Origin of the sequence: Methylophilus flavus (assembly GCF_042678905.1) — a bacterium.
Classification (GTDB): Bacteria; Pseudomonadota; Gammaproteobacteria; order Burkholderiales; family Methylophilaceae; genus Methylophilus; species Methylophilus flavus.
This window is the reverse complement of sequence record NZ_JBHTLN010000002.1, coordinates 300,434-324,581: the sequence shown is the minus strand read 5'-3', so window position 1 is coordinate 324,581 and position 24,148 is coordinate 300,434. Positions and strand designations below refer to the sequence as shown.

Here is a 24,148-nt window from a genome sequence, read left to right as displayed (position 1 = left end):
TTGTTTGCAGCAAACAAACACATGTCGCACAAAAGTGTGGGATGCCGCAAAAAAGTAGCGGCGCAGCACCATCAGAAGTCACTGGCAAAGTGCGGGTTCAATATCTTTTTATCATAAGGTTTTTTATGGCTCTTCTTACAATCCGATACATTCCTCTGGCTGTGCTATTGTGCTGCCTGACTGGTTGCAGTTCTTTACAGACGAGCTCGACAGAATCCAGCAAGCCATCGAGCGCTTTGACAGATCACACCTTGCAGGCCAGGCGCCTGGCCGTTGTCGATGCGATTAAAAACGGACAATTTGAACAGGCAAAAAAATTAGCCGAAGAGTTGGTGCTGGGAGACCCGAAATCGGCTATCTCGCATTTGCTGCTCGGCCTGAGCTACCACTCACACGGGGATGCCGAATCGCTGAATCTTGCCAGCTCCGGCTACAACGCTTCCCGTCAGTTTGCCGGCCAGGATATGTGGCCCAACTACCTGGCAGGGGTGGTGGCCATGCAACAGCAAAATGCGCAGCAGGCAATGGAGTCTTTTTCAACTGCAGTGCTGGCAGACCCCGACAATCCTTATGCATTTGAAGGCCTGGCCGCGGCAGCCTATCTCTCGGGCAGGCTCACCATTGCAGAATATGCTGCACAACGTGCATTGCATTTACAGCCAGATTCAGCCATTGCCTGGCGCATGCTGGCACTCACCCTGGCAGCACAAGGCAAAGGCCAGCAGCTCGCAGCCGTGCTTGACCAGAAGCCGTTACAGGTGACTCAGGAACAGCAATACTGGCTTAAAACCAGAACGCAAAATCTTCTGCGCACCAGACAGGTGGATGAATATACCCAGCTAGCGCTCAATGAAGATGAAGATCAGGAAGTCCGCATTATCAAAAGAAGAGTCATTCCTGCAAAAGCAGCTGCGGCGCAACAATTAACCGTAGATGTCACCCTGATACTCTCGGATAAAAGAAACACCAGCCGCACCGGCGTGAATCTGCTAGATGGTTTGCAGGCCGTTTTTGGTTATGACCGCACGCTGACTTCTACCAAATTCCGCGAAACCGGATTTCCGGAAATCAACACATCCAATCGCACGATCACTCGCAGCATCAGCATTCCGGATGTGACTTACAACCTGAATATTTTCAACCGTGGTGACCGCTATTACGACGCCATTGCCAGGCCAAGCCTAACCGCTTTTGTCGGTGAAACCTCACGCTTTTTTATTGGTGACCAGCTCAATGTCAATGTTGCAGGTATTCAGTCTGCACAAATCGAAAAAATCAACGTCGGCGTCTCCATGAAAATTGTGCCCTCGCTCATCACTGAAGATGGCGCCCGCTTTCAGCTCGAAGTCGACAGAAGCTTTCTCAGTGATACCAACGCCGGGACATTTACACAAGCGGTAGGGACATTCAAGCAAACTGTCAGCGCCACAGCAGATATCAAATTTGGTGAAACACTTATTCTGAGCGGACTCTCGGAATCAGTGGGAGATAATACGGAATCTAAAACACCGATCGTGGGGGATATTCCTGTCATCAAGACGTTTTTCTCGAACAGAAACACCCTGAAAAGAGCACGCTCCGCCATTATTTTAGTCACCCCTTCCTTGCCCAGCAGCTTTTCCAGGACAGTGAACTACCTGCCAGCAACGACAAAATTGCTCGAGTTGTGGGATAAGGTGATTGAGCCTTCTGTCGGTAGCGAGAAGTTGATCCAGGATATTGCCCAGAACCCGCAATTCAGCCGTTTCTCTCACGGGGATGCACATGTACGCGGACTGGAAGATGAAACCCTGAAAAAAGTATTACTCGATAATATTAAAAACCACGCAAATATTTAAATCATGCCGCACGCTTGCGCTTGGAAATCATCATCGGGTGCAATTAGCCACCCCAGATTTAGCATTATTTTCAGAAGTTATTTCAGTAAATGCATACATAATTGATACTCCCCCCCCCCCGTTCTGGGGGTGCACGTTTTCTTCACTATCCGTTAGTCTTACAGCAAATTAGAAAAATGCTAATGGCTACTTTTGAGAGAGGAAGGCAACATGAATTTCACAGAATGGACGCGCCCAACGGGCCAACAAAAAAATCAGTTCGGACTGGTTTTATCAACATTGCTAGGCATCAGCCTGTTAATGTCCAGCATGTCTCATGCCAGTGAAATCGCAACCAATATGGTGCTGTCGTTTAATGAAGCGGCTAACTTTGATCAGGGCATAGACAAATTCCTGACGCTTGATGCAACGACAGCGAATGCGCGCTTCCTCACCAACCGCCTGGGCACATTCAGTGGTGGCAATGTGATATTCACACTAAACGGACATCAAAGTGTTTCTATCAATGATCCAGGTGTCGACACACTGCCAGACGCTCCGCGCAATTTGCTAAGGGTATATGCCAGCGCCAACGCCAGCGGTACCTTACTTGCCGACCCGGCTGCATTGACCTTCAACACCAACTGGTCTTGTACAAACACCTCGCTCAAATGCAACAGCAATACTTCAGTCAGCACACCCAAAAGTATCACGCCAGCCACACATGCATTGGCAGATATCCAGTCAGTGTTTCAGCCAATTCATTTACAAGCCAATGCCACTGTAGAGCCGCTGGTTGACAATGTGACAATCAATTCCGGCCAGTTGCACGTGAGCGGCACCGTACAAGTCAATGTAAACTTTACTGCCAAGACCACCACGCAATATGCAGCAGATGCACTGGCGGCGACTTCAGCCACCACTGGCGCCCTGCGCTGGGGAGCGGCGGCGGCTGACATACAACTGTTACGTAAAGCTACATGGACAGATGCGCCAGTCGCCAGCAACCTGCAAGCCAGCCGCACGCCAGGATTAGAAGAGGCGCAACAACTGCTGACGGTGGCTCGCGACAGTGCTACCTTACTGGCAACCGGCAACGCCCCTGGCACCAGCTACAATTCCGGATTCTCCCTGACACAACAGTTGTGGAATTTGACGGCAACCGTTGAACCGGCATTAGGTCGCAGCCTCGCCGGGCCTACCGGAGAAACCTTTTCCGGCACGAATGTCGCGGCAGAGGTTTCGGTACTGCGCAGCATGCTGAATGGCGCTACTGACGCCAGCTTTGTGACTGACCTGGAACAGGCACTCAACAATCCGTTAGATATAAGCTCAACGCCAGTACTCACTTTTGATGGCTCACTGATTGGCCTCGATAACGCTACCATGTCAGTGTTTTATGTAGGCGACAGCAGCGGGCGGGTAGAGATTGAACTTGATGCTGCCAGCCGTTATGCGTTCTGGCGCACTGCTTACAGTTTCGACAGAATTTCTTTCCTGGAAGGCGCCGCCGAAGGGGTGACCGTCATTGGCGGCAACAATGATGGTGTCCAGATCCGGCTCGGCGAAGAGCAATATGTGGGCGAAGTCTACAACGATGAGTTGTTCTATTTAAGTGGTAACCAAACGGCATCCCGGCTGAAATTAAACAACTTCTACAGCAATCAACTGTTAGTCGTCGCCAGCTGGGCCGTGACGCCCGTACCAGAACCAAGCATTTACTGCCTGATGATCTTCGGATTGGTACTGATCGGACGCATGAAAAAAATCACCTGACCAACACCAATAACAATAACAATAACCTGATTGTAATATCCTCCGGCAAGCTTTGAGCAGGCACTCGCGGCCTTCTTAAAGCTTGCAAACTTTTCACAGACCCGCCGCGCTTAACACCAACGCCAAGCGCTTAACACCAACGCCAAGCGCTTAACACCAACGCCAAGCGCTTAACTCACGCCTCAAAATTTTTACAGCATACCCTTCAGGAGAGCTCATTTAGTTTGCAGCAGTGTATGCAATTTCGCTAGCGCAATAGATCACCTGTTGGATTATCCTCAGGCGGATAATGACTAATCAATCTTCCACTTAATGGAACACCCGATACTCTGCACCTGTTCTTTCGGTCCATGGCCGGTTTGACTCACCTGTTTCATCGCCCTGAATAAATCGCGGCTGCTTTCGGGTGCAGTGTCCTTACGACTTTCGTCGAATCGTCCACGATATTGCAGCTCGAGGTTTTTATTAAAGCCGAAGAAATCCGGCGTGCAGACCGCATCGTATGTTTTTGCAACCTGCTGAGTTTCATCGAACAAATAAGGAAAAGGCAGCGCCAGTTCTTCAGACAGCTTTTTCATATTCTCCGGACTATCTTCCGGGTAATCAGAAGGGTCGTTGGACATGATGGCGACTGTGTTGATACCTAAGGCTTTCAACTCAGTGACATCGGCAATCAGGCGTGGCAGGATTGCTTTGACATAAGGGCAGTGATTGCAAATGAACATCACGAGCAGACCCTTTGGGCCTACACTTTCCTGAAGACTGACCAGCTTGCCATTGGTATCCGGCAGGTTAAATTCAGGGGCTTTCCAGCCAAAATTGCATGCTGGGGGATTGATACTGGCCATGTGATTCCTTTCAAAAACTTTCTAGACTGTCACTATATAACTTTGTGCAATTTCGGCGAAGGTTAACTCAGTGAAACCGATGTTAAGCGAAGCGGCTGCAGCCAAAATTGCACACGGGCGGGCTAATGCTTGCCATCTTCATTCGCCAGCCTCAATTAACTATCAAAACAGTATGGTACGTGATTAAGTCCTATCGGTGAATGTCGGCACGCTAGCATTTTGGTTACAATGTGATGCATGAGTAATTTACGTTTTTACAGTCCTGCCCCCCTATCCGTTGGCGAAACCACTGCACTCAGTGAAAACGCTGCTGCGCATGCCATACGCGTCATGCGCCTGAAAATCGGTGATACGCTGAATTTGTTTTGTGGTGATGGCTTTGACTACCAATGCGCACTGACTAATATTGAGAAAAAAGCGGCATACGTGGAAGTACAAAGCCGCACAGCGGTGAGCAATGAGTCGCCACTCAACATTCGTCTGCTACAAGGCATTTCCAGCGGTGACCGCATGGATTACACCATCCAGAAAGCAGTCGAGCTGGGCGTGACCGAAATATTCCCGCTGACCACTGAACGTTGCGTCACAAAACTCAGCGGTGACCGTGCCGAGAAACGCGTAGAACACTGGCAAGGCGTGGCGATAGCCGCTTGTGAACAAAGCGGCCGCGCCTTATTGCCGATAGTGCATGCGCCAGTCACATTGACACAATGGTTTGGCCAGCATGAAACACAATCCAGCCTGAATATCCTGCTAAATCCGGTAGGGGCGAAATGGCTGGCGCAACTCGAGAAACCATCCGGTCATATTCACCTGTTGATTGGCCCCGAAGGCGGCTTGAGTGGCAACGAAATTGCACTCGCTTCCCAGCACCATTTTCAATCGATTGTCATCGGGCCAAGAATCCTCAGAACAGAAACCGCGGCAGTGACTGCGATTGCCAGCATGCAAACATTGTGGGGCGATTTTTAGATAGTGATGATTCTTCTGCAAGTAAATCGCCAGCGCATGAAAGGAAATAGCCATGTTTAATGTGATGCTGCAAATGGCACTGCTGATCATTGCAGGCATTGCCTGGCAACGGTTCGCGCCAGACCATATCTCGGCCACTTCGCATAGGCGCGCGCTGACAGACCTGGTATTTTATATCTTGCTGCCGGCATTAGTCATAGATGTCCTGTGGCAAGCACCACTGGATGCCGACACTTTCAGTATCCAGCTCACGGCCATCACCAGGCTGGCCACAGCGGCAGGGTTAATGTGGCTAACCTTGCAACTATTCAACCGCGTTCAGCCACTCTCACGTGCGCAGCAAGGCGCATTAATGCTGGCGGCCACGTTTCCTAATGCCACCTATCTGGGGTTACCCGTGACCAGCGAAGTATTGGGTGACTGGGCACAGGAAATGGTACTTAAATTCGATCTGTTTGCCTGTACACCCATTTTATTATCGGTAGGCATGCTGATGGCTCAAACCTATGGCAAGAGCGAGGGACGTTCCAATCCTTTCGCGGAACTGCTGCGCGTGCCGCCACTGTGGGCGTTGCTGGTTGCCTGCCTGCTGAACCTGACACACACGCCTCAACCTGAAATGATAGGCCATGCACTGCACACCCTGGCTGGAGGGGTAGTACCGCTGATGCTGATTGCACTGGGCATGAGCATCCGTTGGGATACTTTCAAACCTTCACTTATACCCAAATTATTACCGGTCTGCATCATCGGCCTGCTGGTTGCGCCACTCACTGCCATGCTGGTGGCAGAGCAGTTAGGGCTGGGCGGACACACACTCACAGCCATCACCCTGTTAAGCGCCATGCCGACCATGGTATTCGGAGTCATCATCTGCGAGCGCTACCATCTGGATGGCGCGCTATATGCAGCCGCTGTATTCTCTACTACGCTACTCAGCATGTTCACGCTGCCGGCGTGGTTTCAATATCTATCCCATTAATTGCCATTCCGCCGGTAGAACAAATCACACCATTGCTGGTCAATCTTTATACGTTATATAACGCGTTTTCAGGCTTTCTTCCCTTGTTTAATATTTGCCTGAGTCCGTTGTGATTTGTATGCGTTTTGGAGGAGTTTCACCGCGATGCCAAAAACTACATTGAATCATTTCCTGGTGCAGCAGCCTGCGCCACCTGAAACACTGGTCAAGCTGTTAGGCAAGACTGGTATCACTATCAACGGCGATGCCCCTTGGGACATCCAGGTCTATGATGAAACCGTCTATCGCGATGTACTGACCCGTGGCACCCTGGGCTTTGGGCAGGCCTATATTGAAGGCCGCTGGGACTGCGCCCGGCTGGATGAATTTTTCACCCGCGTGATGCGCGCCGACATTGATGAAGAAATGGGCGGCTGGGGCAAGCTGCAATTATTGGGCGATATTCTTCGGCATGCGTTATTTAATCTCCAGGCGCCTAACCGCGCCTTCCAGGTCGCGCAACTGCACTACGATATCGGCAATGATGTGTTTGAATCTATGCTGGATTCCAGCATGAGTTATTCCTGCGCCTATTGGGAACATGCGCATACGCTGGAAGAAGCACAAGCCCACAAACTGGATATGATCTGCCGCAAACTCGATTTACAACCTGGTGAGCGCGTACTCGAAATTGGTTGTGGCTGGGGTGGCCTGGCCAGGCATATGGCACAAAACTACGGCGTAGATGTCGTCGGCATTACTGTCTCCAGGGAACAGCAAACCATTGCGAGAGAACGCTGCGCAGGGTTGGCTGTAGACATCCAGTTAATGGATTACCGCGAGTTGCAAGGGCAATTCGACAAAATCGTATCCGTAGGGATGTTTGAGCATGTGGGGCCAAAAAATTACCCGGTGTATTTTGAAACAGTACATCGCTTGCTGAAAGATAACGGCTTGTTTTTATTGCACAGCATAGGCAATCACAAAACGGCGCTATATACCGATGCATGGATAGACCGCTACATATTCCCCAACGGCAAGTTACCTTCTGCCAGTGAAATCAGCCTGGCGATTGAAAAGAAATTCCTGATTGAAGACTGGCATAACTTCGGCCCCGACTATGACCGCACCCTGATGGCGTGGTGGGATAAATTCAGCCGTGCCTGGCCGGAATTGCAGTTTAAATATGATGAAAGTTTTTACCGTATGTGGAAATACTACCTGATGTGTTGCGCAGGCTATTTCCGTTCACGGCAAGGCCAGTTGTGGCAACTGGTCCTGAGCAAGCGGCAGAGCAACCGCATTTACCGCTCGGTGCGTCCGGTACCAGGCTGATGTGATCATTCGCCTCTCTCTGTAACATTTAACATGACGGCTTAGGCCGTCATTTTTTATAGTTAATTTGCATAAAAATCCAATTTACTTTATTGTTTTGCAAATTATATTGATAAAATCAGATCATGATCGGCTCAAACATCAGAAATTTGCGAAAGTCGCAAAATCTAACCTTGCAGCAGCTCGCTTCGCGCATGGGCACGGATACCAGCAATCTCTCGCGCATAGAGCGCGGTGAAATTGGTATTTCAGATGCCTTGCTACGCGCTGCTGCACAAGCGTTGAGCACAACACCTGGCCGGTTATATGATGCCGATCTAACACCAAGCAACCTGACCAATACGCCACCGGCGATTCTGTCCAGCGCCAACAGCAAAGACTTCGTGCACTGGTTCCGTTCTGCTGCGCCTTACATCCATGCATTTGGCGGCAGTACATTTGTGATTGCCTTTGGCGGGGAAGTGGTCAGCGAACAACAGTTTATCGCCCTTTCGCATGACTTGAACCTGCTAGCCAGCCTGGAAGTACGTTTGGTGCTGGTGCACGGCGCCCGCCCGCAGATCGAACATAGACTTAAGCGGGATCACCTGATCCCTAAAATGCACAATGGCCTGCGCATCACCGATGACACAGCGATGGAAGCGGTGAAAGAAGCCAATGGGACTGTGCGTGTTGAAATTGAATCCCTTTTATCCATGGGCATTTCCAACTCGCCAATGGCAGGCAGCGATATCCGTGTCGCCAGCGGCAATTTCGTCACCGCCAAACCATTGGGCGTGCGAGATGGCGTAGACCTGCAACATACCGGTGAAGTGCGCAAGATCGATGCGGTCGGCATCCAGAAACGGCTGGACGATGGCGAACTGGTGCTACTGTCGCCTATGGGTTATTCACCCACAGGCGAGATATTCAACCTGACACTGGAAGATGTGGCGGTGAGTGCTGCGATTGCCCTGGATGCAGAAAAACTGATCTTCCTGATGGGCTCTGAGGGTATTCATAACTTGCGTGGCGAATTATTGCGTGAGATGACCTCCGCCAAAGCGAAAAATATGCTGCGCAATGTGCAGGAGAGTGATGACCCCATCAACTTCTCGGAAGATGTGAATTACTACCTGCCCGCTGCCGTGCGCGCCTGTGAGCATGGCGTCGCCAGAACGCACCTGATTTCAAGACATATCGATGGCGCCATTATCCAGGAACTGTTTACCCGGCAGGGCATAGGTACCATGATTACCGAGCTGCCGCTGGAAACCATGCGTCAGGCGAATATTGATGACGTCGGTGGCATCCTGATGCTGATCGAGCCGCTGGAAAATGAAGGCATACTGGTGCGGCGCGGACGTGAGCGTATTGAAATGGAGATCAACTATTTCTACGTGATGGAACATGACAACCGGGTGATCGGCTGCGCAGCGCTGTACCCGTTTCCTGCAGAGAAAATGGTTGAGTTTGCCTGCCTTGCGATTGACCCGGCCTATCGCGGCGGCGGGCGCGGTGACAAGCTGTTTAATTATTGCCAAGAACAGGCGAAAGCCATGGGCCACCAGTTTTTATTCTGCCTGACGACACGCACTGAACACTGGTTCCTAGAACGCGGTTTTACCGAGCAGACTGTGGATCAACTACCGCAGGAAAAGCAACAACTGTATAACCTGCAGCGAAAATCCAAAGTATTTGTGAAGGTACTGACCTGACTTCATCTAATCAGGCGCGACTATAATAACAACGCACCTTGGAATAGAAACACACCTGGTAAAAATGGCTGGCACTGATCGCCAGCCATTTAAAACAATTCACCAGCAACGTCTTAATTGCGTCATAGTCAGCGAATAAAGTTGAACAAAGTGCGTGAATCAGCTTCTTATTAGGCATCCTAACTAAAATTAAGCAGGCTATGCATTCACTGTTTAACTGTCAGCAGATAGAATACGCATATCCTTAATTGCATATCCATATGATGAACATTTCAAAAGCCGCCCAAAAGGCGCAAACCCTGTCTGAAGCCCTGCCCTACATCAAACGCTTTTTCGATAAAACCATTGTCATCAAATACGGCGGCAATGCGATGACCGATGAACGCCTGAAAGAGTGTTTCGCCCAAGACGTAGTCTTGCTCAAACTGGTGGGCATGAACCCGGTAGTGGTGCACGGCGGCGGGCCGCAAATCAACGAGATGCTGGATAAACTGGGTAAAAAAGGCGAGTTCATCCAGGGCATGCGTGTGACTGATGAAGAAACCATGGACGTGGTGGAAATGGTACTCGGCGGCCAGGTGAACAAAGAAATCGTCAACCTGATTAACCGCCACGGTGGTAAAGCAGTAGGCCTGACCGGCCAGGATGGTAACTTTATCCACGCGCAGAAACTGCTGATGGAAGACCTCAAAGACCCGACCAAAATGATCGATGTCGGCCAGGTCGGTGAAATTACCGCGATCGATCCCAGCATTATTACTTTCCTCGACACTGGCGACTTTATCCCGGTCGTCGCGCCGATTGGCGTAGGCCGCGAAGGTGAAACCTATAACATCAATGCCGATGTGGTGGCTGGCAAACTGGCTGAAATCCTCAATGCCGAGAAACTGATTCTGCTGACGAATACCCCTGGTGTCCTTGACAAAGAAGGTCAATTGCTGACAGGGCTGACTCCTAGACAGATCGATGACCTGGTGGCCGATGGCACTTTGAGCGGCGGCATGCTGCCAAAAATCAGTTCTGCACTGGATGCGGCACGCAGTGGCGTAAAAACCGTGCATATTATTGATGGCCGCGTGGAGCATGCTTTACTGCTGGAAGTGCTGACCGATGAAGGTGTTGGTACCTTGATCAAAGCAAAATAACTCCATTCTCCATTTCATTGTTGATACTGCGTTGACTGCTTCGCTTTCTCCTTGCAGTGCTATATGCACTGCCTGCGTAGGTCACTCGCTGTCGACTTGTCTCAACGTCGAACTGGAGCTGGAGTAAGTGTCTCGGGTGTGGATTTTCGATCTGGATGACACCCTGCACAATGCTTCCGCACATATTTTCCCCGTCATGAACCAATCCATGACCCGTTACATCATGGATTTACTGGCGATGGAAGAACCTGCCGCCCACCAGCTACGCCAGCACTACTGGCGCCTCTATGGCGCAACCCTCAAAGGGCTAATGCGGCACCATGGCGTCAATCCGCATCACTTTCTGTCCGAGACACATGCGTTTCTCACCGACGACATGGTGCAAACCACCAAACAATTACGCCAGATGCTGCAAAGTTTACCTGGGCGCAAATGCGTGTTCACCAACGCGCCGCGCGCCTATGCCATACGCGTGCTGGAAGTGCTGGGCATCAGTGACTGTTTTACTCTGGTATTCAGCGTTGAATCATCGCGCTTCCATGCCAAACCATCCGTACGCGGTTTCCGCATGCTGTTACGCCAGTTGCGTTGCTGTGCTGCCAGTTGCACCCTGTTTGAAGACAGCCTGCCAGCCCTGATGACTGCGAAGCGATTAGGCATGCGCACAGTATGGATCAGCCGCAGATTGCATAAACCAAACTTTGTGCAATATAGATTGCCGCATGTGTTGGCACTCACTCACAGTGCGTTGAAAAAACACGCTTAGTGCATTCCCGCTCCTAGAGAATCCGGTTAAAATAGCCGCAAAACGACAATAGCTGCATTCACAGGGATCCCGGAACACATCATGGCGACTATCAACAAAGAAGTAAGAGCAAACCGCAAACAACAAATCCTGGAAACACTGGCAAGCATGCTGCAAACGCCTAAAGGTGAAAAAATCACTACGGCTGCTTTGGCGGGTAAACTGGAAGTGTCAGAAGCAGCGCTCTACCGTCACTTTGCCAACAAAGCCAAAATGTTCGAGGGCCTGATCGAGTTTATTGAAGGCGCGCTGTTTGGTGTGATCAACAAAATCACCAGCGATGAAACCGATGGCCTCAAGCAGGTACAGCTCATGCTCACGACCATGCTCAAATTCGCCGAGCGCAACCCGGGCATGTCCCGCGTGCTGATTGGTGATGCACTGGTGAATGAAAATGAAGCATTGCAGTCTCGCATCAACCAGCTGATAGATCGCCTGGAAGCCAGTGTAAAGCAATCGCTGCGTATCGCAGAAGCACAAGGCAACAAAATCACTGACGCCAGCATTGCGGCAAATAGCATGATCAGCTTTGTGGTTGGCCGCTGGCACGGTTTTGCAAAGAGCGGTTTTAAACGTAAGCCAAGCGATCAGATTGAACAACATTTGGCGCTGCTTATTACTGGCAGTTTGCAATAAGCGTTAGTCCTATGACCCTCGACGTCAGAATGACCCTCTTGTGCCTCCGGACCATGGGCCCAACATAAAGGTTACAGGCACGCTATCCCATTTTTTCCAGGACCATGACTACGATACGCTAGCGCACATCTGAAATCTCTCCGCAGGCAACAAGTATTTTTATCACCCGGCGCACTGGTGCGCCAACTAAAGCAGGAAACACAATGGAAGCCACCATTTTTGGCATGAATGAAGCCCAGATCACAGAACTGGGCATGACCTACGGTGTTGGCGGACTCATGCTGCTGATGCTGTTGATTGTAGGAAACCTGGCCCGCAAATCCAACGCAGGCAAAACCGGCACCTTCGCATTATTCCTGGCACTCACCCTTGGCCTGGTGGGCTTTATCGCCAAATATGTCATCCAGTATTATTTGAATATCCGCTAAAGCTGTCTGGACGCGGCTGCCTGTTGCATAGCCAGCGTCGCTCATGCTCTCTGTTCTGCCAAACCATGCATTAAGCGCATGAATATGTGTCACACCTTTATGTCATCCAGTTACAAATGTGTTACATTTTAATTTAAGCAATTGCACAAGCAACGCCCGCTGCGAGACGCACACTAATTGGGTTGATGTTCGAGAATGCGCCATTAGCGGTACATGAAACGTAACATGGGGGCAGGGTCATGAGCAGAAGCAGAGTAATAGAAACCAGTAATGTGGATGCGCAAATCAAGGTTAAAAAGCACTTACACCCCGCAATGGTGATCGACTGGTTGCATGCTGGTGTGGAAGATACCCACCTTGGGGGATGGGCCAGCCTGTTTTATGGTTTTGCCTTCACGATCACCGGCATACTGATCCATGCTTTTTTTGCTGAGAATTACTGGCTGCTCGCCGGCCTTACCACTGGTTTTTTCCTGATTGGCCCGTTCCTGGCGACTGGTCTGTATGACATCAGCCGGCGCATTGCGTTGGGCCAGACACCCTCGCTATTACCCAGCCTGACCGCCTGGCTCCCCAATCTCGTCAACATTGCCTTGTTTGCTGCTTTTCTCTTGATAGCACTGGTCACATGGACACAACTGTCTTTTATTATTTTCGCCTACTACTTTAACCACCAGTTGCCCACTTTTATTGATATTGTATTTAACGTCCTGACCTTCAAACAACCGATTTTCACCCTGGTCTATTTTTCTGTCGGGGGTTTATTTGCAGCGCTGACATTTGCCATCAGCGTGATTGCCATCCCGTTGATGCTGGATAGCAATACCAGTGCCGGAACGGCCGCATGGGCCAGTTTGCGCGTTTGCTTGCGTAACCCTGGTGTGATGTCTCTTTGGGCATTCTGCATTGTGGTACTGATAGGCGTAGGCTTTGCCACCAGCTTTCTTGGACTGATCGTGACCATGCCGGTGGCAGGCCATGCCAGCTGGCATGTATATCGCTCTGTGATCGAGGTTCAACGCTGATCTATCCACCGGCCGCCGATGGATGGTAGCCATGGACTTCCTATGTGCACAGTCCTCACCCGGCATCTTTCCATCAGCTTGAAAGCCAATGCTAAGAGAGCGTCGCCCTATGCAACAGCTACTTGTATACGCAGATTCCCTCACCTGGGGCATTACGCGGCAGCGCGTGCCTTTTGAACAGCGCTGGCCGGGCGTGATGGAAATTGCGCTTACACAACAAGGTCATTTTGTACGTGTGATTGAGGACTGCCTGAATGGACGGAGAACGGCATTTGAAGTTCCATTCAAGCCTAGTCGCAATGGTCAGCAAGGGCTGGTGGGTTTTCTGGCCAAACTGGTAATCCAGCACTTCCTGAATATCCACTAACGCGAAAGAATGTTGACTGCCTATGAATATCCTTAAGATTTCCGGGATTGTTTTTTTGGCATGTGGGGCATATCTGTTATTCGATTACCTGATTTTACCGTGGGTGATTGCTAATCAGCCTCAGCACATCGTAAAACCTGCCGAAGAAACACCCGTTCGCTTTACGCGGCCCATCAAAACTCAGACAGCCCTTCCCATTCAAACCTCAACGTCAATTCAATCCAATAATCGCTGCGATGGCCGCACGCACTGCTCACAGATGACGTCGTGTTCTGAAGCACATTTCTTTCTGGCAAATTGCCCCAATACCGAAATGGATGGCGATAATGATGGTATCCCTTGTGAGCATCAGTGGTGCCAGCCACCTCCGCACTCATAGTCTAAAATGAATGACTTTTAATCAGGAGCAACACATGCAGCATATCCTGGTGTATTCAGACTCACTGACTTGGGGCATTATCCCCGACACGCGCCAGCGCCTGGCTTTTGAACAGCGCTGGCCGGGCGTGATGGAAATTGCGCTTACCCAACAAGGTCATTCTGTACGCGTGATTGAGGATTGCCTGAACGGGCGTAGAACGGTATTTGAAGATCCGTTAAAGCCTGGTCGTAATGGGCAGCAAGGGCTGGCAGAACGCTTAGAAATCCACTCGCCACTCTCTTTGGTAATCTTGATGCTGGGCACTAATGACTTTCAATCCATGCATCCACATACAGCCTGGCATGCCAGTCAGGGCATTGCCAGTTTGATTCACACCATACGCAACGCACCTGTAGAACCGGGTATGCCGGTGCCGCCTGTTTTGGTGGTGGCGCCACCGCCACTAATGTCAGCCAAGGGGTCGATTGCACCCAAATTTAAAGACGCGGAAACAAAATGCATAGGCCTGGCCTCAGCGCTTGAAGCAGTGTGCGTGCAGTTAAATTGTGCTTTTTTTGATGCTGGCAGTATAGTCACTGCCAGCCAGGTAGATGGCATACATCTGGATGCGGATCAACATGCCATTCTCGGTCTTGAACTGGCCAGACAAGTTAACGCTTTATTACGTTAATCCTGTCGGCGGGCTATTGCGAAGTGAATGCCGCTTATGTACCCTGAGATCACATACTGTGATAAAGAAGTGCGCGAAATGAATACACAAAGTGATGAGAACGATAGCACCATTTATAAAACGCTGCTGGAATCCACCAAAGCCATTCCCTGGAAAATCGATTGGGCAAGCAAGCAGTTTGCCTACATAGGCCCGCAGATCGAACAGCTGCTTGGCTGGTCGCAGGATAGCTGGAAAACGGTAGAAGACTGGGCCACCCGGATTCATGAGGATGAGCGTGAGCGCATTGTTAATTTTTGCGTGGAACGTTCATTGCAGGGCCAGGATCATGAGGCCGATTACCGTGCGCTGACCAGAGATGGCAGCTATGTCTGGATCAGGGATGTAGTGCATGTGGTACGCACGCCAACTGGTGAACCCGAAGCCCTGATAGGTTTTATGTTCGATATCAGTGAGCGTAAAAAAACCGAGCAGCAATTATTGGAACTGCAAAAGCAGCTCGAAGAATACTCATACAAAGACGGCCTGACCGAAGTGGCTAACCGCCGCATGTTTGATATGGTTCTGGAAAAAGAATGGCTGGAAGCAAAGCGTCATCAGCAGCCCTTGTCACTGATAATGATCGATATTGATTTTTTCAAACAGTACAACGATGTGTATGGTCATCTGCAAGGCGATGAAGTATTAAAGCGCGTTGCCCGCACGTTGAATAGTGCCGGATTACGTACCAAAGATTTTTTCGCGCGTTTTGGTGGGGAGGAATTTGCATTGATTCTTCCGGAAACTAACGCAGCGTCTGCCATCAAGATCGCCGAGCGTTGCCGCAACCTGATTTTCAAGGAACAAATCCCGCATGTCGGATCAAAGATCAGCCAGATTCTGACGATTAGCCTGGGTGTTTCTACCACCGTGCCGGTAAGCAATCTGGAACCAAAAGCGTTTGTGGAATTTGTAGATAGTCTTTTATATCAGGCCAAGAATGCGGGTCGTAACCGCATTCAGCAAGGGAGCAAATAGGCTTACAAAACAGGCTTGCGACTCAACGCCAGCATCGCCTCAATGGCTTGCATTCTGGCATCTGCCACGGCTTGTTTAATTTCAGATGGTGTAGCGTAGTGTTTGGCAATGGCACCTGCATCAACCGATAGCGCTGCCTGCAATGCCTTGCGCAGATGCTCGGCATCGTCAAGCGGACAATTTTCCAGTCCTAACCTTCCGCGACTGTCGCACTCACACGCCAGTAGAAAATCATCGAAGCGTGTGCGCTGGCGAAAAGCATCCAGCTCTTCAAGAAAGTTTAGCAAGGTGCTGGCTTTCATTTCGCGGGCAGCGTGCAATTTGCCGTGGTACTTCGCCACTACCAGCGCCAGGTCCTTACAATCGTTAGGCACTTTGAGGCGTGCAACTACATCGCGAATCTGGTCCACACTGCGTAATTCATGACCTATATGCCGTGGCAATACATCAGCCGGTGTCGTGCCTTTACCCAGATCATGCACGAGCGCAGCAAAACGCACCGGTAAGCTGAAGCCTTGTTTGGCGGCATAATCGATCACCATCATCACGTGTACGCCAGTATCCACTTCGGGATGGTAGAGCGCCGTCTGCGGTACGCCCCACAAGCGCGCTAGTTCGGGCAGTATCACTTGCAATGCACCGCAGTCACGCAGCATCTCAAACATACGGCTCGGCTGTTTTTCCATCAGACCTTTGGCAATCTCCTGCCATACCCGTTCCGGCACCAGTGCATCGACTTCGCCTGCTGCGACCATGTCACGCATGAGCGCCAGGGTTTCGGTCGCAACGGTAAAATCAGTGAATCGGGCAAGAAAGCGCCCTGCCCGCAAGATGCGCACCGGATCTTCACTGAACGCTGCAGTGACGTGCCGTAACAGTTTTTTCTGAATATCCTGTTGCCCGTGGAAAGGGTCAACCAGCGTGCCATCTTCGGCTTGCGCGATGGCATTCATGGTGAAGTCACGCCGGGCGAGGTCTTCTTCCAGTGTCACTTCGGGCGCCGCGTAAACGCTAAAGCCTTTGTAGCCTTTGCCGGTCTTGCGCTCGGTGCGTGCCAACGCATGCTCCTGATGCGTTTCGGGGTGAAGAAATACCGGGAAATCCTTGCCGACTGCACGATAGCCTGCCGCCAGCATCTGCTCCGGCGTGGCACCGACCACCACGTAGTCGCGGTCTTTGACAGATAAGCCTAGCAGGCCATCGCGGACTGCACCACCTACCTGGTAGATTTGCATTTGCAGTTATCCATAGGCCAGAGAAAACAACGCATTAGCGTCTGGCGTTGATCACACGCCCTGCCGCAGCACGAAACTGGTCGTAAGCACCACGCGGATTATTTTCCACCAGGTAGCCGGAAATCACCGCAAACATATCGGTAGGCACCACGCCCAACTCATTCGCCATCGGCTGTTGACAGACATTATCCACCTGCATGGATTTCACATTGTCACGGGACAATAATTTGATCGGCAGTAATTGCATAAAGCTGCCTTGCAGTAGCGAAAGCCTGGTGCTCAAGCCTATGATAGGCCGTTGCACGCCTGTGGTTTTCATCACTGCTTCCATCACCTGTTGCAAGGTCATGATTGCCGGTCCGCCCAGCTCATAAATCCTGCCATATGTGGCTGGCTCATCTACCGCATTCACTATGGCGGCAGCTACATCCTCAACCCAGATCGGCTGAAATTTGGCTTGTGGCATCGCCAGTGCCAGCACCGGAATGTAATGGATAAGTTTGGCAAACAGGTTGATAAAGCGGTCGCGCGCACCAAAAATCACTGAAGGACGGAAAATCGTGACATGCAGTTTTTTACTGCACTCCATCACGGCCTCGTCCCCGGCCGCTTTGCTGCGTAGATACTCGCTAGGTGCACTGACTGAAGCCTGCAAGGCGCTCATTTGCAGCAATCGTGGGATGCCCAGCTCGACACACAGTTGCGCCACACGACGAGGCAATTGATGGTGCATCTTTTCAAAACCATTGTCGCTGGTCTGGTGCAAAATACCGATCAGGTTGATCACAACGTCACTGCCTGCCAGCTGTGTCCGCAATGCCGATTGGTCGTTTACATCGCACTCGACCACTTGCACATAAGGTAACAAAATCAGGTGTTTTGCCTGCTCCCGGCGACGCGTCAACACCTTGACCTGGTAGCCGGCCTGATCCAACCCGGCCACCACACTGCTACCGACAAAACCGCTACCACCCAATACTGTGACTGTCTTCATATTGCTTATTCCCGATGCAGGTTGGTATTAAAAGGAAGCTTTGATTAAGCCCATCTTCGTCGCCATACGTTGTTGCTCATAAGAAATTTCTCCTTATATATTACAAATATACAGCGTCAAAATTTATTACTCGCGCCTAGTCTGACTTAGAAGTTGCACTTAATCAAAGCTTCCTTAAGAGAGATTGTACAGAAAAATGCCGTATCAGCTTACTCTTGATCTGTAATGGTGATGGTGGTTGTCACCGTTTCCACATCGGCGAGACCAGCATTACGGGCCGGAATCGTCCCCAAACGCTTTTTGAGGGTAATGACCGGCAACCCCAGCCTGGGCGCGTACATATGCGCATTTGCCAGCACCTTTTTCACATAATTGCGTGTTTCGCTGAAAGGGATGGTCTCTGCATAAATCGCCCCTTCCAGTGGAATATCAGCCGCCCAGCGCCTGGCGCGACTGGGGCCAGCGTTATAAGCGGCAGTCGCCATCGCTTCCTGGCCATTGAAAGTATCCAGGGTATAGCGCATGTAATAAGTACCGAGATTCACATTGGTATCTATATCATGCAGCATGGCTTCACTGTAGCTGCTCCATCCCAGTTTTTTGGCTATCCATTTGGCGGTGGCAGGCATGACCTGCATCAAACCACCTGCACCGACTGAAGATTTGGCATAGTGCATAAACCGGCTTTCCTGGCGGATAATGCCATATACCCAGGCCTCGTCAATTTCTCGCGCCTTTGATGCTTTTTGCAGATAGTCTCTGTACGGCGTCGGGTAGCGTAATTCAAAGTTGTGCGTGCGGCTGGTTTTATCAGCAGCTAGTACAGTCAGATCGTACCAGCCTTTGAGCAAGGCATATTGCGCGGCGACAATGCGTGACGGGTCATCCAATGCTTCGAGTAAATACATCCACTCCAGTCTGGCCTCATAACGTGCGTCAGCGTCAAACAGCGCCTCAATACGCTTGATAGCGGGTAGTCTGGCAAACTGGCGGACTTGTTCATCGGCAGGCTGGAAAGTCGCCATTGGCTCGCCAGCGACCGGCCCCAGCTCTTCAGCCGCCAGCCAGCCATAAAAATGGCGTTCCTGCGACAGTTTTGCCAGCAACAGATTCGCTTCTGTGACTTGACCTTTATTCTTAAGCGCGCGTGCTTTCCAGTAGCGCCAGGTATGCTCGTCTGCCAGCGCATTCGGCATATTGCCTATGACTTTCAGCAATACTGGCCAGTCCTGCTGACGCAATGCGCTGCGTGCATACCATTCCCATTGTTCATTAGTCAGGGTACCCGGCTCGACTTTGGCAAAAGCGCGCACGGCTTCGGGCTCATGTTTACGGGCCGACTCCAGCGCAATATACGCTTGCATCAGCTGCTTTTCTTCGTTATTGAACACACCGTTATATTTCTGGTAACTGCTTTGCGCCAGGGCAATGTCCGCCTTGGACTGGCGATGAATAGCGTACAAATACAGTGCGCGTCCATAGGCTGATTTATCCTGCACATTGTTCTTTTTCAGTACCAGCGCCGGGTTCTGCGCCACATCATCAATCTGTTTCAGCAAAGTGACATCGGTTTTCCTGCTGCGTTTCGCCAGGGTTTTAGCCATGCCTGGTTTATTGGCAAACAAGGCATTCCGGTAAATCGACAGCAGGAACGCTTCATCCAGCACACCCACCTGCTGCAATGCTTCCAGCATGCCCTGGCAATCGGCGGGCAACTCCTTGCCTGACAGCAATAATGTTTTGCCATCTTCATAAGCCGCCGGATCATCCAGGGCGATACCTGCCTGCACCTGGAAGCATTGGTTGCCGGTGTCATTCAAATTGTAATAGTTGGGAATTTGCGCACGCATTTCCACAAACTGGTCCCAGAACTGTACGCGCCCCAGCCGCTTGAGCCATAGTTCACGTACACGTTGCGAGAGCAGTGACTCGTTGTTTTCCTGCAGAAACGCCTGCACCTGGTAATAGGAGAGCTGATCCATGGTCAGGATCATCTGCCAGTATTGCAGATAAGGCGCCAGCGGTGATTTACGTTGCCTGAGTGTCTCCAGCGACTCGGTCAACAGCGGCAGGTTCTTAGTCTGGTAAGCCTGTTTGGCTTGCAGATAGGTTTCAGTATCACCAGCGTGGGCCGGCGTTGCCAGCATAGACAGGCACGGTGCCATTACACAGGCGGCAATCGAAAGGAGATGACGGAGTTTAGTCTTCATGAGTCAATAATCACAGGGTCTTGCTCAATATTCAATCGGTCAGGCTCACGTGCAATTGAGCTCACGCCCGTTCGAATATTTGCGTGCACTTCACAGTGCACTCGACGCATCACGTGGATTCAGGGGGGGTAACAATCAAATTCTGGCCAGGCGACTCAGAAAGAAAAATAAGAGCAAGAGCAGCAAAACGACGAAGCCGCCTTTCCACACTTTTTTAAGCCATTGCCAATAGCGCGCGTTGCCGGTTTGCCAGCCTAGCAGGGCCAGCACCAGGGTACTCAGCACCAGCACCGCAAATAATATCCGTATCCACCACATATCCGGGTTTACCCCTTAAGCCGCAGGCAAAAATGGCGCGGGACTAAAATAGTCACGCTGCCGCACAAAGCCAACCGGTGCCTGACTATCATCGAAAGTGCAGTATTCCCAGGCAGTGTCGTCTTTGAGCAAGGCACGCAGCAACTGGTTGTTCAAGGCATGTCCGGATTTGAAAGCCGAAAACTGGCCTACAATTGGATAACCGAGGATATATAAATCGCCAATCGCATCCAGTACTTTGTGCTTGGCAAACTCATCTTCATAGCGCAACCCGCCGCCATTCAGTACTTTATATTCGTCGAGCACAATCGCGTTATCCAGACTGCCACCTTTGGCCAGGCCATTCGCGCGCAAGTACTCTACTTCGTGCATAAAACCAAAGGTACGTGCGCGACTGATTTCGTCAACGTAACTCTGGCTATCGTAATCTATGGTCACGGTTTTACCGGAGAATTCGAACACCGGGTGCGCGAAATCAATGGTAAATTCGGCTTTAAAGCCATGGTGCGGCGTAAATTTTGCCCATTTATCGCCATCTTGTACTTCAACCGGTTTCAGGATGCGCACAAATTTCTTTGGCACCTCCAGTTCAGCTAATCCGGCCGTTTGCAATAAATAGATAAACGGCCCCGAGCTGCCATCCATGATGGGCACTTCGGCTGCCGTTAACTCTATCAATACATTATCTACCCCCAGACCGGCGAGGGCAGACATCAAATGCTCCACAGTAGCAACGCGCGCACCTGAAAACTCTAGGGCTGAGCTCAGGCGAGTGTCGTTCACTGCCGTCGGTGTGACCCGCATGGCAGGCGTATCGGGCAAATCGATGCGCTTGAACACCACTCCGTGATCAGCAGGCGCAGGTTTGAGCGTCAGCGTGACTTTCTCACCGCTGTGCAGCCCGACCCCGGTCGCGCTAATCTGTTGTTTAAGCGTGCGTTGCTTTAACATGGTTTTCTCTTTATCAGTGTCTGACGACTATTATAAGCCAATCCCACTTCCAAGCCGACAAGCAATCACTGCCTGAGGGTTAATCAGCCTGCTTACGCAAGAAAGCCGGGATATCATATTCTTCAATACCGGAATTCTTCATGGCTTCAACCTGGGCACGACGGCTATTGCTGGTGAACACTGCCGGCTCATCCTCTTCAACCACATTCTGGAAGATAGGCTGGTTAGTCGTACCATCACGCAATGTCGTCGTGGTCATGACTTTCAGCTCAGGTTTGGCCTGGCGCTTGCCGATGGAGCCGTTCAAGCCGGTAGCAACCATGGTCACACGCAGGTTATCGCCCATTTCTTCGTCGATCACGTTACCGATAATCACCGTTGCATCTTCCGCCGTGAATTCCTTGATAGTGTTCATCACATCATAGTATTCACGCATCTTGAAGCTGGTGCTGGCGGTAATATTCACCAGTACACCACGTGCATTAGCCAGGTTCACATCTTCCAGCAACGGGCTGGCAACCGCTTGTTCAGCCGCGATACGTGCACGGTTAGGCCCGGTAGCTTCAGCAGAACCCATCATCGCCATGCCCATTTCAGACATCACGGTGCGTACATCGGCAAAGTCAACGTTAACCGTACCAGGGCAATTGATGATTTCAGCAATGCCGGATACCGCATTCTGCAATACATCATTGGCCGCGCGGTAAGCTTCAACCACGGTCACATCCTCACCCAGCACATCCATCAGCTTTTCGTTAGGGATAACGATCAGAGAGTCAACGTACTGTGAAAGTTCTTCCAGGCCTTCTTGCGCGACTTTGGCGCGTTTGCCTTCAAAAGCAAATGGCTTGGTCACGACGGCAACAGTCAGGATACCCATTTCACGCGCGACTTCCGCAATGATAGGCGCAGCGCCGGTACCGGTACCGCCACCCATACCCGCTGTGATAAACAGCATATCGGCACCATCAATGGTTTCTGCGATACTGTCACGGTCTTCCAGTGCGGCTTCACGGCCGATCTCCGGCTTGGCGCCAGCACCCAGGCCCTTGGTAATATCGGCACCGATTTGCAGTACGACTTTGGCATTACTTTTCTTCAATGCCTGCATATCGGTGTTGGCGCAAATGAATTCTACGCCCGGCACCATCTTGGTCATCATGTGCTCAACGGCGTTACCACCGCAACCACCGACACCAATTACCTTGATGACAGCACCTTCATTCTCTTTATCAAAAATTTCAATCATACTAACCCTCCATTGCCTAATTATTTGAGTGATTGGTTTGCCCCGCACACTCGCCCTAAAAAAAGTTAAAAATTACCTGTAAACCAACTCTTCATTCTCTCCAGCAACCGGCCAACCGAGCCCGACTGCAAATTCCCTACCATTTGTTTTTCTACCTGCTGTTTGGCCATCAACAGCAAGCCTATGCCAGTGGCATAGCGCGGATTACCCACTACCTCGGATAAGCCTTCCACTCCTCTGGGCACGCCTAGTCGTACCGGGGTATGAAAAATTTCTTCACCCAATTCAACCATGCCGCGCATTTGCGCAGCGCCGCCGGTGATCACGATGCCGGAAGCGATCATGGATTCCATGCCGCTACGGCGCAGTTCCTGCTGTACAAACTCATAAATCTCTTCGACGCGGTCTTCAATTACCTCGGTCAATGCCTGGCAGGACAACTGGCGTGGCTCGCGGCCATCGACCGCCTGCACTTCCACCACTTCACGCGGATCAGCCAGCTGGCGCAAGGCACAGCCATGCTTGACCTTGATCTCTTCGGCTGACTGCGTTGGTGTGCGCAAGGCCACGGCGATGTCATTGGTGATCTGGTCACCCGCAATCGGTATCACCGCGGTATGGCGGATCGCGCCATTTTTGAATACTGCGATATCGGTCGTGCCACCACCGATATCCACCAAGCAAACGCCCAGTTCTTTTTCATCTTCAGTCAGCACTGATTCACTGGAAGCCAGTGGCTGCAGGATCAGGTCGCTTACTTCCAGACCACAACGCTTGATGCACTTGACGATATTCTGTGCAGCCGCAATGGCGCCGGTCACAATGTGCACACGCACTTCCAGGCGGATGCCGCTCATGCCCAGTGGTTCACGCACGTCTTCCTGGCCATCAATAATGAATTCCTGGGTCAGGATATGCAGGATCTGCTGGTCAGCTGGCAAGGCAATCGCGCGCGCGGTGTCCACCACACGGTCAATATCGCTTTGCGAAACTTCGCTCTCTTTAATTTTCACCATGCCGTGTGAATTCAGGCTTTTAATGTGGCTACCTGCGATACCGGAATACACGGTGTTGATTTTGCAATCTGCCATCAACTCCACTTCTTCAATTGCGCGCTGGATCGCCTGCATGGTGGAATCGATATTCACGACCACGCCTTTTTTCAGTCCGCGTGACGCATGCTGGCCAACCCCGATCACCTTCAAAGTGCCTTCCGGCAATATTTCAGCCGCAATCGCCACGATCTTGGATGTCCCGATATCCAGGCCGACGATTAAATTTTTATCTTCTCTTGCTCTACTCATGTGTTT

At 51.0% G+C, this 24,148-nt stretch carries 23 protein-coding genes; 15 read left to right on the top strand and 8 right to left on the bottom strand.

The window, feature by feature from the left end:
* The first annotated feature begins 236 nt into the window (after positions 1–236).
* Positions 237–1,838, top strand: a complete 1,602-nt coding sequence (locus ACFQ2T_RS11560; protein WP_379034570.1) for a tetratricopeptide repeat protein — start codon at positions 237–239, stop codon at positions 1,836–1,838.
* A gap of 210 nt (positions 1,839–2,048) precedes the next feature.
* Positions 2,049–3,593, top strand: coding sequence for a PEP-CTERM sorting domain-containing protein (locus ACFQ2T_RS11555; RefSeq protein ID WP_379034568.1), 1,545 nt, complete (start codon positions 2,049–2,051; stop codon positions 3,591–3,593).
* 293 nt (positions 3,594–3,886) lie between these two features.
* On the opposite strand, the gene ACFQ2T_RS11550 is transcribed toward ACFQ2T_RS11555, so the two are convergent.
* Complete coding sequence (locus tag ACFQ2T_RS11550; RefSeq protein WP_379034566.1) at positions 3,887–4,441, bottom strand: thioredoxin family protein; 555 nt, start codon at positions 4,439–4,441, stop codon at positions 3,887–3,889.
* A gap of 237 nt (positions 4,442–4,678) precedes the next feature.
* Here ACFQ2T_RS11550 and ACFQ2T_RS11545 point away from each other — a divergent pair, with 237 nt between their 5' ends.
* The 13 genes from ACFQ2T_RS11545 (at position 4,679) to ACFQ2T_RS11485 (ending at position 15,881) form a co-directional block, all read left to right on the top strand.
* Positions 4,679–5,413, top strand: coding sequence for a 16S rRNA (uracil(1498)-N(3))-methyltransferase (locus tag ACFQ2T_RS11545; RefSeq protein ID WP_379034564.1), 735 nt, complete (start codon positions 4,679–4,681; stop codon positions 5,411–5,413).
* A gap of 52 nt (positions 5,414–5,465) precedes the next feature.
* A complete protein-coding gene (locus ACFQ2T_RS11540; protein ID WP_379034562.1) occupies positions 5,466–6,395 on the top strand; it encodes an AEC family transporter in 930 nt (309 codons plus the stop codon).
* Positions 6,396–6,539: 144 nt separating this feature from the next.
* A complete protein-coding gene (gene cfa / locus ACFQ2T_RS11535) occupies positions 6,540–7,709 on the top strand; it encodes a cyclopropane fatty acyl phospholipid synthase (RefSeq protein ID WP_379034560.1) in 1,170 nt (389 codons plus the stop codon).
* 125 nt (positions 7,710–7,834) lie between these two features.
* Positions 7,835–9,406, top strand: coding sequence for an amino-acid N-acetyltransferase (argA, locus tag ACFQ2T_RS11530; protein ID WP_379034558.1), 1,572 nt, complete (start codon positions 7,835–7,837; stop codon positions 9,404–9,406).
* Positions 9,407–9,666: 260 nt separating this feature from the next.
* Positions 9,667–10,551, top strand: a complete 885-nt coding sequence (gene argB, locus ACFQ2T_RS11525) for an acetylglutamate kinase (RefSeq protein ID WP_379034556.1) — start codon at positions 9,667–9,669, stop codon at positions 10,549–10,551.
* Between the two features lie 127 nt (positions 10,552–10,678).
* A complete protein-coding gene (locus ACFQ2T_RS11520) occupies positions 10,679–11,317 on the top strand; it encodes a pyrimidine 5'-nucleotidase (protein ID WP_379034554.1) in 639 nt (212 codons plus the stop codon).
* A gap of 81 nt (positions 11,318–11,398) precedes the next feature.
* Complete coding sequence (gene slmA / locus ACFQ2T_RS11515; RefSeq protein ID WP_379034552.1) at positions 11,399–11,992, top strand: nucleoid occlusion factor SlmA; 594 nt, start codon at positions 11,399–11,401, stop codon at positions 11,990–11,992.
* 203 nt (positions 11,993–12,195) lie between these two features.
* The gene (locus ACFQ2T_RS11510) at positions 12,196–12,420 is read left to right on the top strand and encodes a DUF2788 domain-containing protein (RefSeq protein WP_379034550.1); all 225 of its coding nucleotides are present in this window, start codon (positions 12,196–12,198) and stop codon (positions 12,418–12,420) included.
* A gap of 239 nt (positions 12,421–12,659) precedes the next feature.
* Positions 12,660–13,445, top strand: a complete 786-nt coding sequence (locus ACFQ2T_RS11505) for a DUF2189 domain-containing protein (RefSeq protein WP_379034548.1) — start codon at positions 12,660–12,662, stop codon at positions 13,443–13,445.
* 109 nt (positions 13,446–13,554) lie between these two features.
* Positions 13,555–13,812 (top strand): hypothetical protein, encoded by a 258-nt coding sequence (locus tag ACFQ2T_RS11500; RefSeq protein WP_379034546.1) that lies wholly within the window; start codon positions 13,555–13,557, stop codon positions 13,810–13,812.
* Positions 13,813–13,834: 22 nt separating this feature from the next.
* Positions 13,835–14,191, top strand: coding sequence for an excalibur calcium-binding domain-containing protein (locus ACFQ2T_RS11495; protein ID WP_379034544.1), 357 nt, complete (start codon positions 13,835–13,837; stop codon positions 14,189–14,191).
* A gap of 34 nt (positions 14,192–14,225) precedes the next feature.
* Complete coding sequence (locus tag ACFQ2T_RS11490) at positions 14,226–14,864, top strand: SGNH/GDSL hydrolase family protein (RefSeq protein ID WP_379034542.1); 639 nt, start codon at positions 14,226–14,228, stop codon at positions 14,862–14,864.
* A gap of 78 nt (positions 14,865–14,942) precedes the next feature.
* The gene (locus ACFQ2T_RS11485) at positions 14,943–15,881 is read left to right on the top strand and encodes a sensor domain-containing diguanylate cyclase (RefSeq protein ID WP_379034540.1); all 939 of its coding nucleotides are present in this window, start codon (positions 14,943–14,945) and stop codon (positions 15,879–15,881) included.
* A 2-nt stretch (positions 15,882–15,883) separates the two neighbouring features.
* On the opposite strand, the gene ACFQ2T_RS11480 is transcribed toward ACFQ2T_RS11485, so the two are convergent.
* The 7 genes from ACFQ2T_RS11480 to ftsA form a co-directional block, all read right to left on the bottom strand.
* Positions 15,884–17,116: a multifunctional CCA addition/repair protein gene (locus ACFQ2T_RS11480; protein ID WP_379034538.1), complete on the bottom strand. Its 1,233-nt coding sequence runs from the start codon at positions 17,114–17,116 to the stop codon at positions 15,884–15,886.
* A 34-nt stretch (positions 17,117–17,150) separates the two neighbouring features.
* On the bottom strand, positions 17,151–18,110 hold the full coding sequence (locus ACFQ2T_RS11475; RefSeq protein WP_379034536.1) for a complex I NDUFA9 subunit family protein: 960 nt from the start codon (positions 18,108–18,110) through the stop codon (positions 17,151–17,153).
* Between the two features lie 209 nt (positions 18,111–18,319).
* Positions 18,320–20,320, bottom strand: a complete 2,001-nt coding sequence (locus tag ACFQ2T_RS11470; protein WP_379034534.1) for a transglycosylase SLT domain-containing protein — start codon at positions 20,318–20,320, stop codon at positions 18,320–18,322.
* Between the two features lie 135 nt (positions 20,321–20,455).
* Entirely contained in the window at positions 20,456–20,638 is a 183-nt protein-coding gene (locus ACFQ2T_RS11465; RefSeq protein ID WP_379034532.1) for a hypothetical protein, read from the bottom strand.
* Positions 20,639–20,653: 15 nt separating this feature from the next.
* Entirely contained in the window at positions 20,654–21,589 is a 936-nt protein-coding gene (gene lpxC / locus ACFQ2T_RS11460; RefSeq protein WP_379034530.1) for a UDP-3-O-acyl-N-acetylglucosamine deacetylase, read from the bottom strand.
* Between the two features lie 79 nt (positions 21,590–21,668).
* Positions 21,669–22,838, bottom strand: coding sequence for a cell division protein FtsZ (gene ftsZ, locus ACFQ2T_RS11455; protein ID WP_379034529.1), 1,170 nt, complete (start codon positions 22,836–22,838; stop codon positions 21,669–21,671).
* A gap of 65 nt (positions 22,839–22,903) precedes the next feature.
* Positions 22,904–24,142 (bottom strand): cell division protein FtsA, encoded by a 1,239-nt coding sequence (gene ftsA, locus ACFQ2T_RS11450; protein ID WP_379034527.1) that lies wholly within the window; start codon positions 24,140–24,142, stop codon positions 22,904–22,906.
* Positions 24,143–24,148 lie beyond the last annotated feature (6 nt).

What these genes read in the sequence shown, in the direction of transcription:
- ACFQ2T_RS11545 (WP_379034564.1), top strand. Translation starts at nt 4,679, where the DNA reads ATGAGTAATTTACGTTTTTACAGTCCTGCCCCCCTATCCGTTGGCGAA.
- ACFQ2T_RS11505 (WP_379034548.1), top strand. Translation starts at nt 12,660, where the DNA reads ATGAGCAGAAGCAGAGTAATAGAAACCAGTAATGTGGATGCGCAAATC.
- ACFQ2T_RS11485 (WP_379034540.1), top strand. Translation starts at nt 14,943, where the DNA reads ATGAATACACAAAGTGATGAGAACGATAGCACCATTTATAAAACGCTG.
- ACFQ2T_RS11510 (WP_379034550.1), top strand. Translation starts at nt 12,196, where the DNA reads ATGGAAGCCACCATTTTTGGCATGAATGAAGCCCAGATCACAGAACTG.
- ACFQ2T_RS11555 (WP_379034568.1), top strand. Translation starts at nt 2,049, where the DNA reads ATGAATTTCACAGAATGGACGCGCCCAACGGGCCAACAAAAAAATCAG.
- ACFQ2T_RS11470 (WP_379034534.1), bottom strand. Translation starts at nt 20,320, where the DNA reads ATGAAGACTAAACTCCGTCATCTCCTTTCGATTGCCGCCTGTGTAATG.
- ftsA (WP_379034527.1), bottom strand. Translation starts at nt 24,142, where the DNA reads ATGAGTAGAGCAAGAGAAGATAAAAATTTAATCGTCGGCCTGGATATC.
- ACFQ2T_RS11550 (WP_379034566.1), bottom strand. Translation starts at nt 4,441, where the DNA reads ATGGCCAGTATCAATCCCCCAGCATGCAATTTTGGCTGGAAAGCCCCT.
- ACFQ2T_RS11490 (WP_379034542.1), top strand. Translation starts at nt 14,226, where the DNA reads ATGCAGCATATCCTGGTGTATTCAGACTCACTGACTTGGGGCATTATC.
- argB (WP_379034556.1), top strand. Translation starts at nt 9,667, where the DNA reads ATGATGAACATTTCAAAAGCCGCCCAAAAGGCGCAAACCCTGTCTGAA.
- cfa (WP_379034560.1), top strand. Translation starts at nt 6,540, where the DNA reads ATGCCAAAAACTACATTGAATCATTTCCTGGTGCAGCAGCCTGCGCCA.
- ACFQ2T_RS11465 (WP_379034532.1), bottom strand. Translation starts at nt 20,638, where the DNA reads ATGTGGTGGATACGGATATTATTTGCGGTGCTGGTGCTGAGTACCCTG.
- ftsZ (WP_379034529.1), bottom strand. Translation starts at nt 22,838, where the DNA reads ATGATTGAAATTTTTGATAAAGAGAATGAAGGTGCTGTCATCAAGGTA.
- ACFQ2T_RS11500 (WP_379034546.1), top strand. Translation starts at nt 13,555, where the DNA reads ATGCAACAGCTACTTGTATACGCAGATTCCCTCACCTGGGGCATTACG.
- ACFQ2T_RS11480 (WP_379034538.1), bottom strand. Translation starts at nt 17,116, where the DNA reads ATGCAAATCTACCAGGTAGGTGGTGCAGTCCGCGATGGCCTGCTAGGC.
- argA (WP_379034558.1), top strand. Translation starts at nt 7,835, where the DNA reads ATGATCGGCTCAAACATCAGAAATTTGCGAAAGTCGCAAAATCTAACC.
- ACFQ2T_RS11495 (WP_379034544.1), top strand. Translation starts at nt 13,835, where the DNA reads ATGAATATCCTTAAGATTTCCGGGATTGTTTTTTTGGCATGTGGGGCA.
- ACFQ2T_RS11540 (WP_379034562.1), top strand. Translation starts at nt 5,466, where the DNA reads ATGTTTAATGTGATGCTGCAAATGGCACTGCTGATCATTGCAGGCATT.
- ACFQ2T_RS11475 (WP_379034536.1), bottom strand. Translation starts at nt 18,110, where the DNA reads ATGAAGACAGTCACAGTATTGGGTGGTAGCGGTTTTGTCGGTAGCAGT.
- slmA (WP_379034552.1), top strand. Translation starts at nt 11,399, where the DNA reads ATGGCGACTATCAACAAAGAAGTAAGAGCAAACCGCAAACAACAAATC.
- lpxC (WP_379034530.1), bottom strand. Translation starts at nt 21,589, where the DNA reads ATGTTAAAGCAACGCACGCTTAAACAACAGATTAGCGCGACCGGGGTC.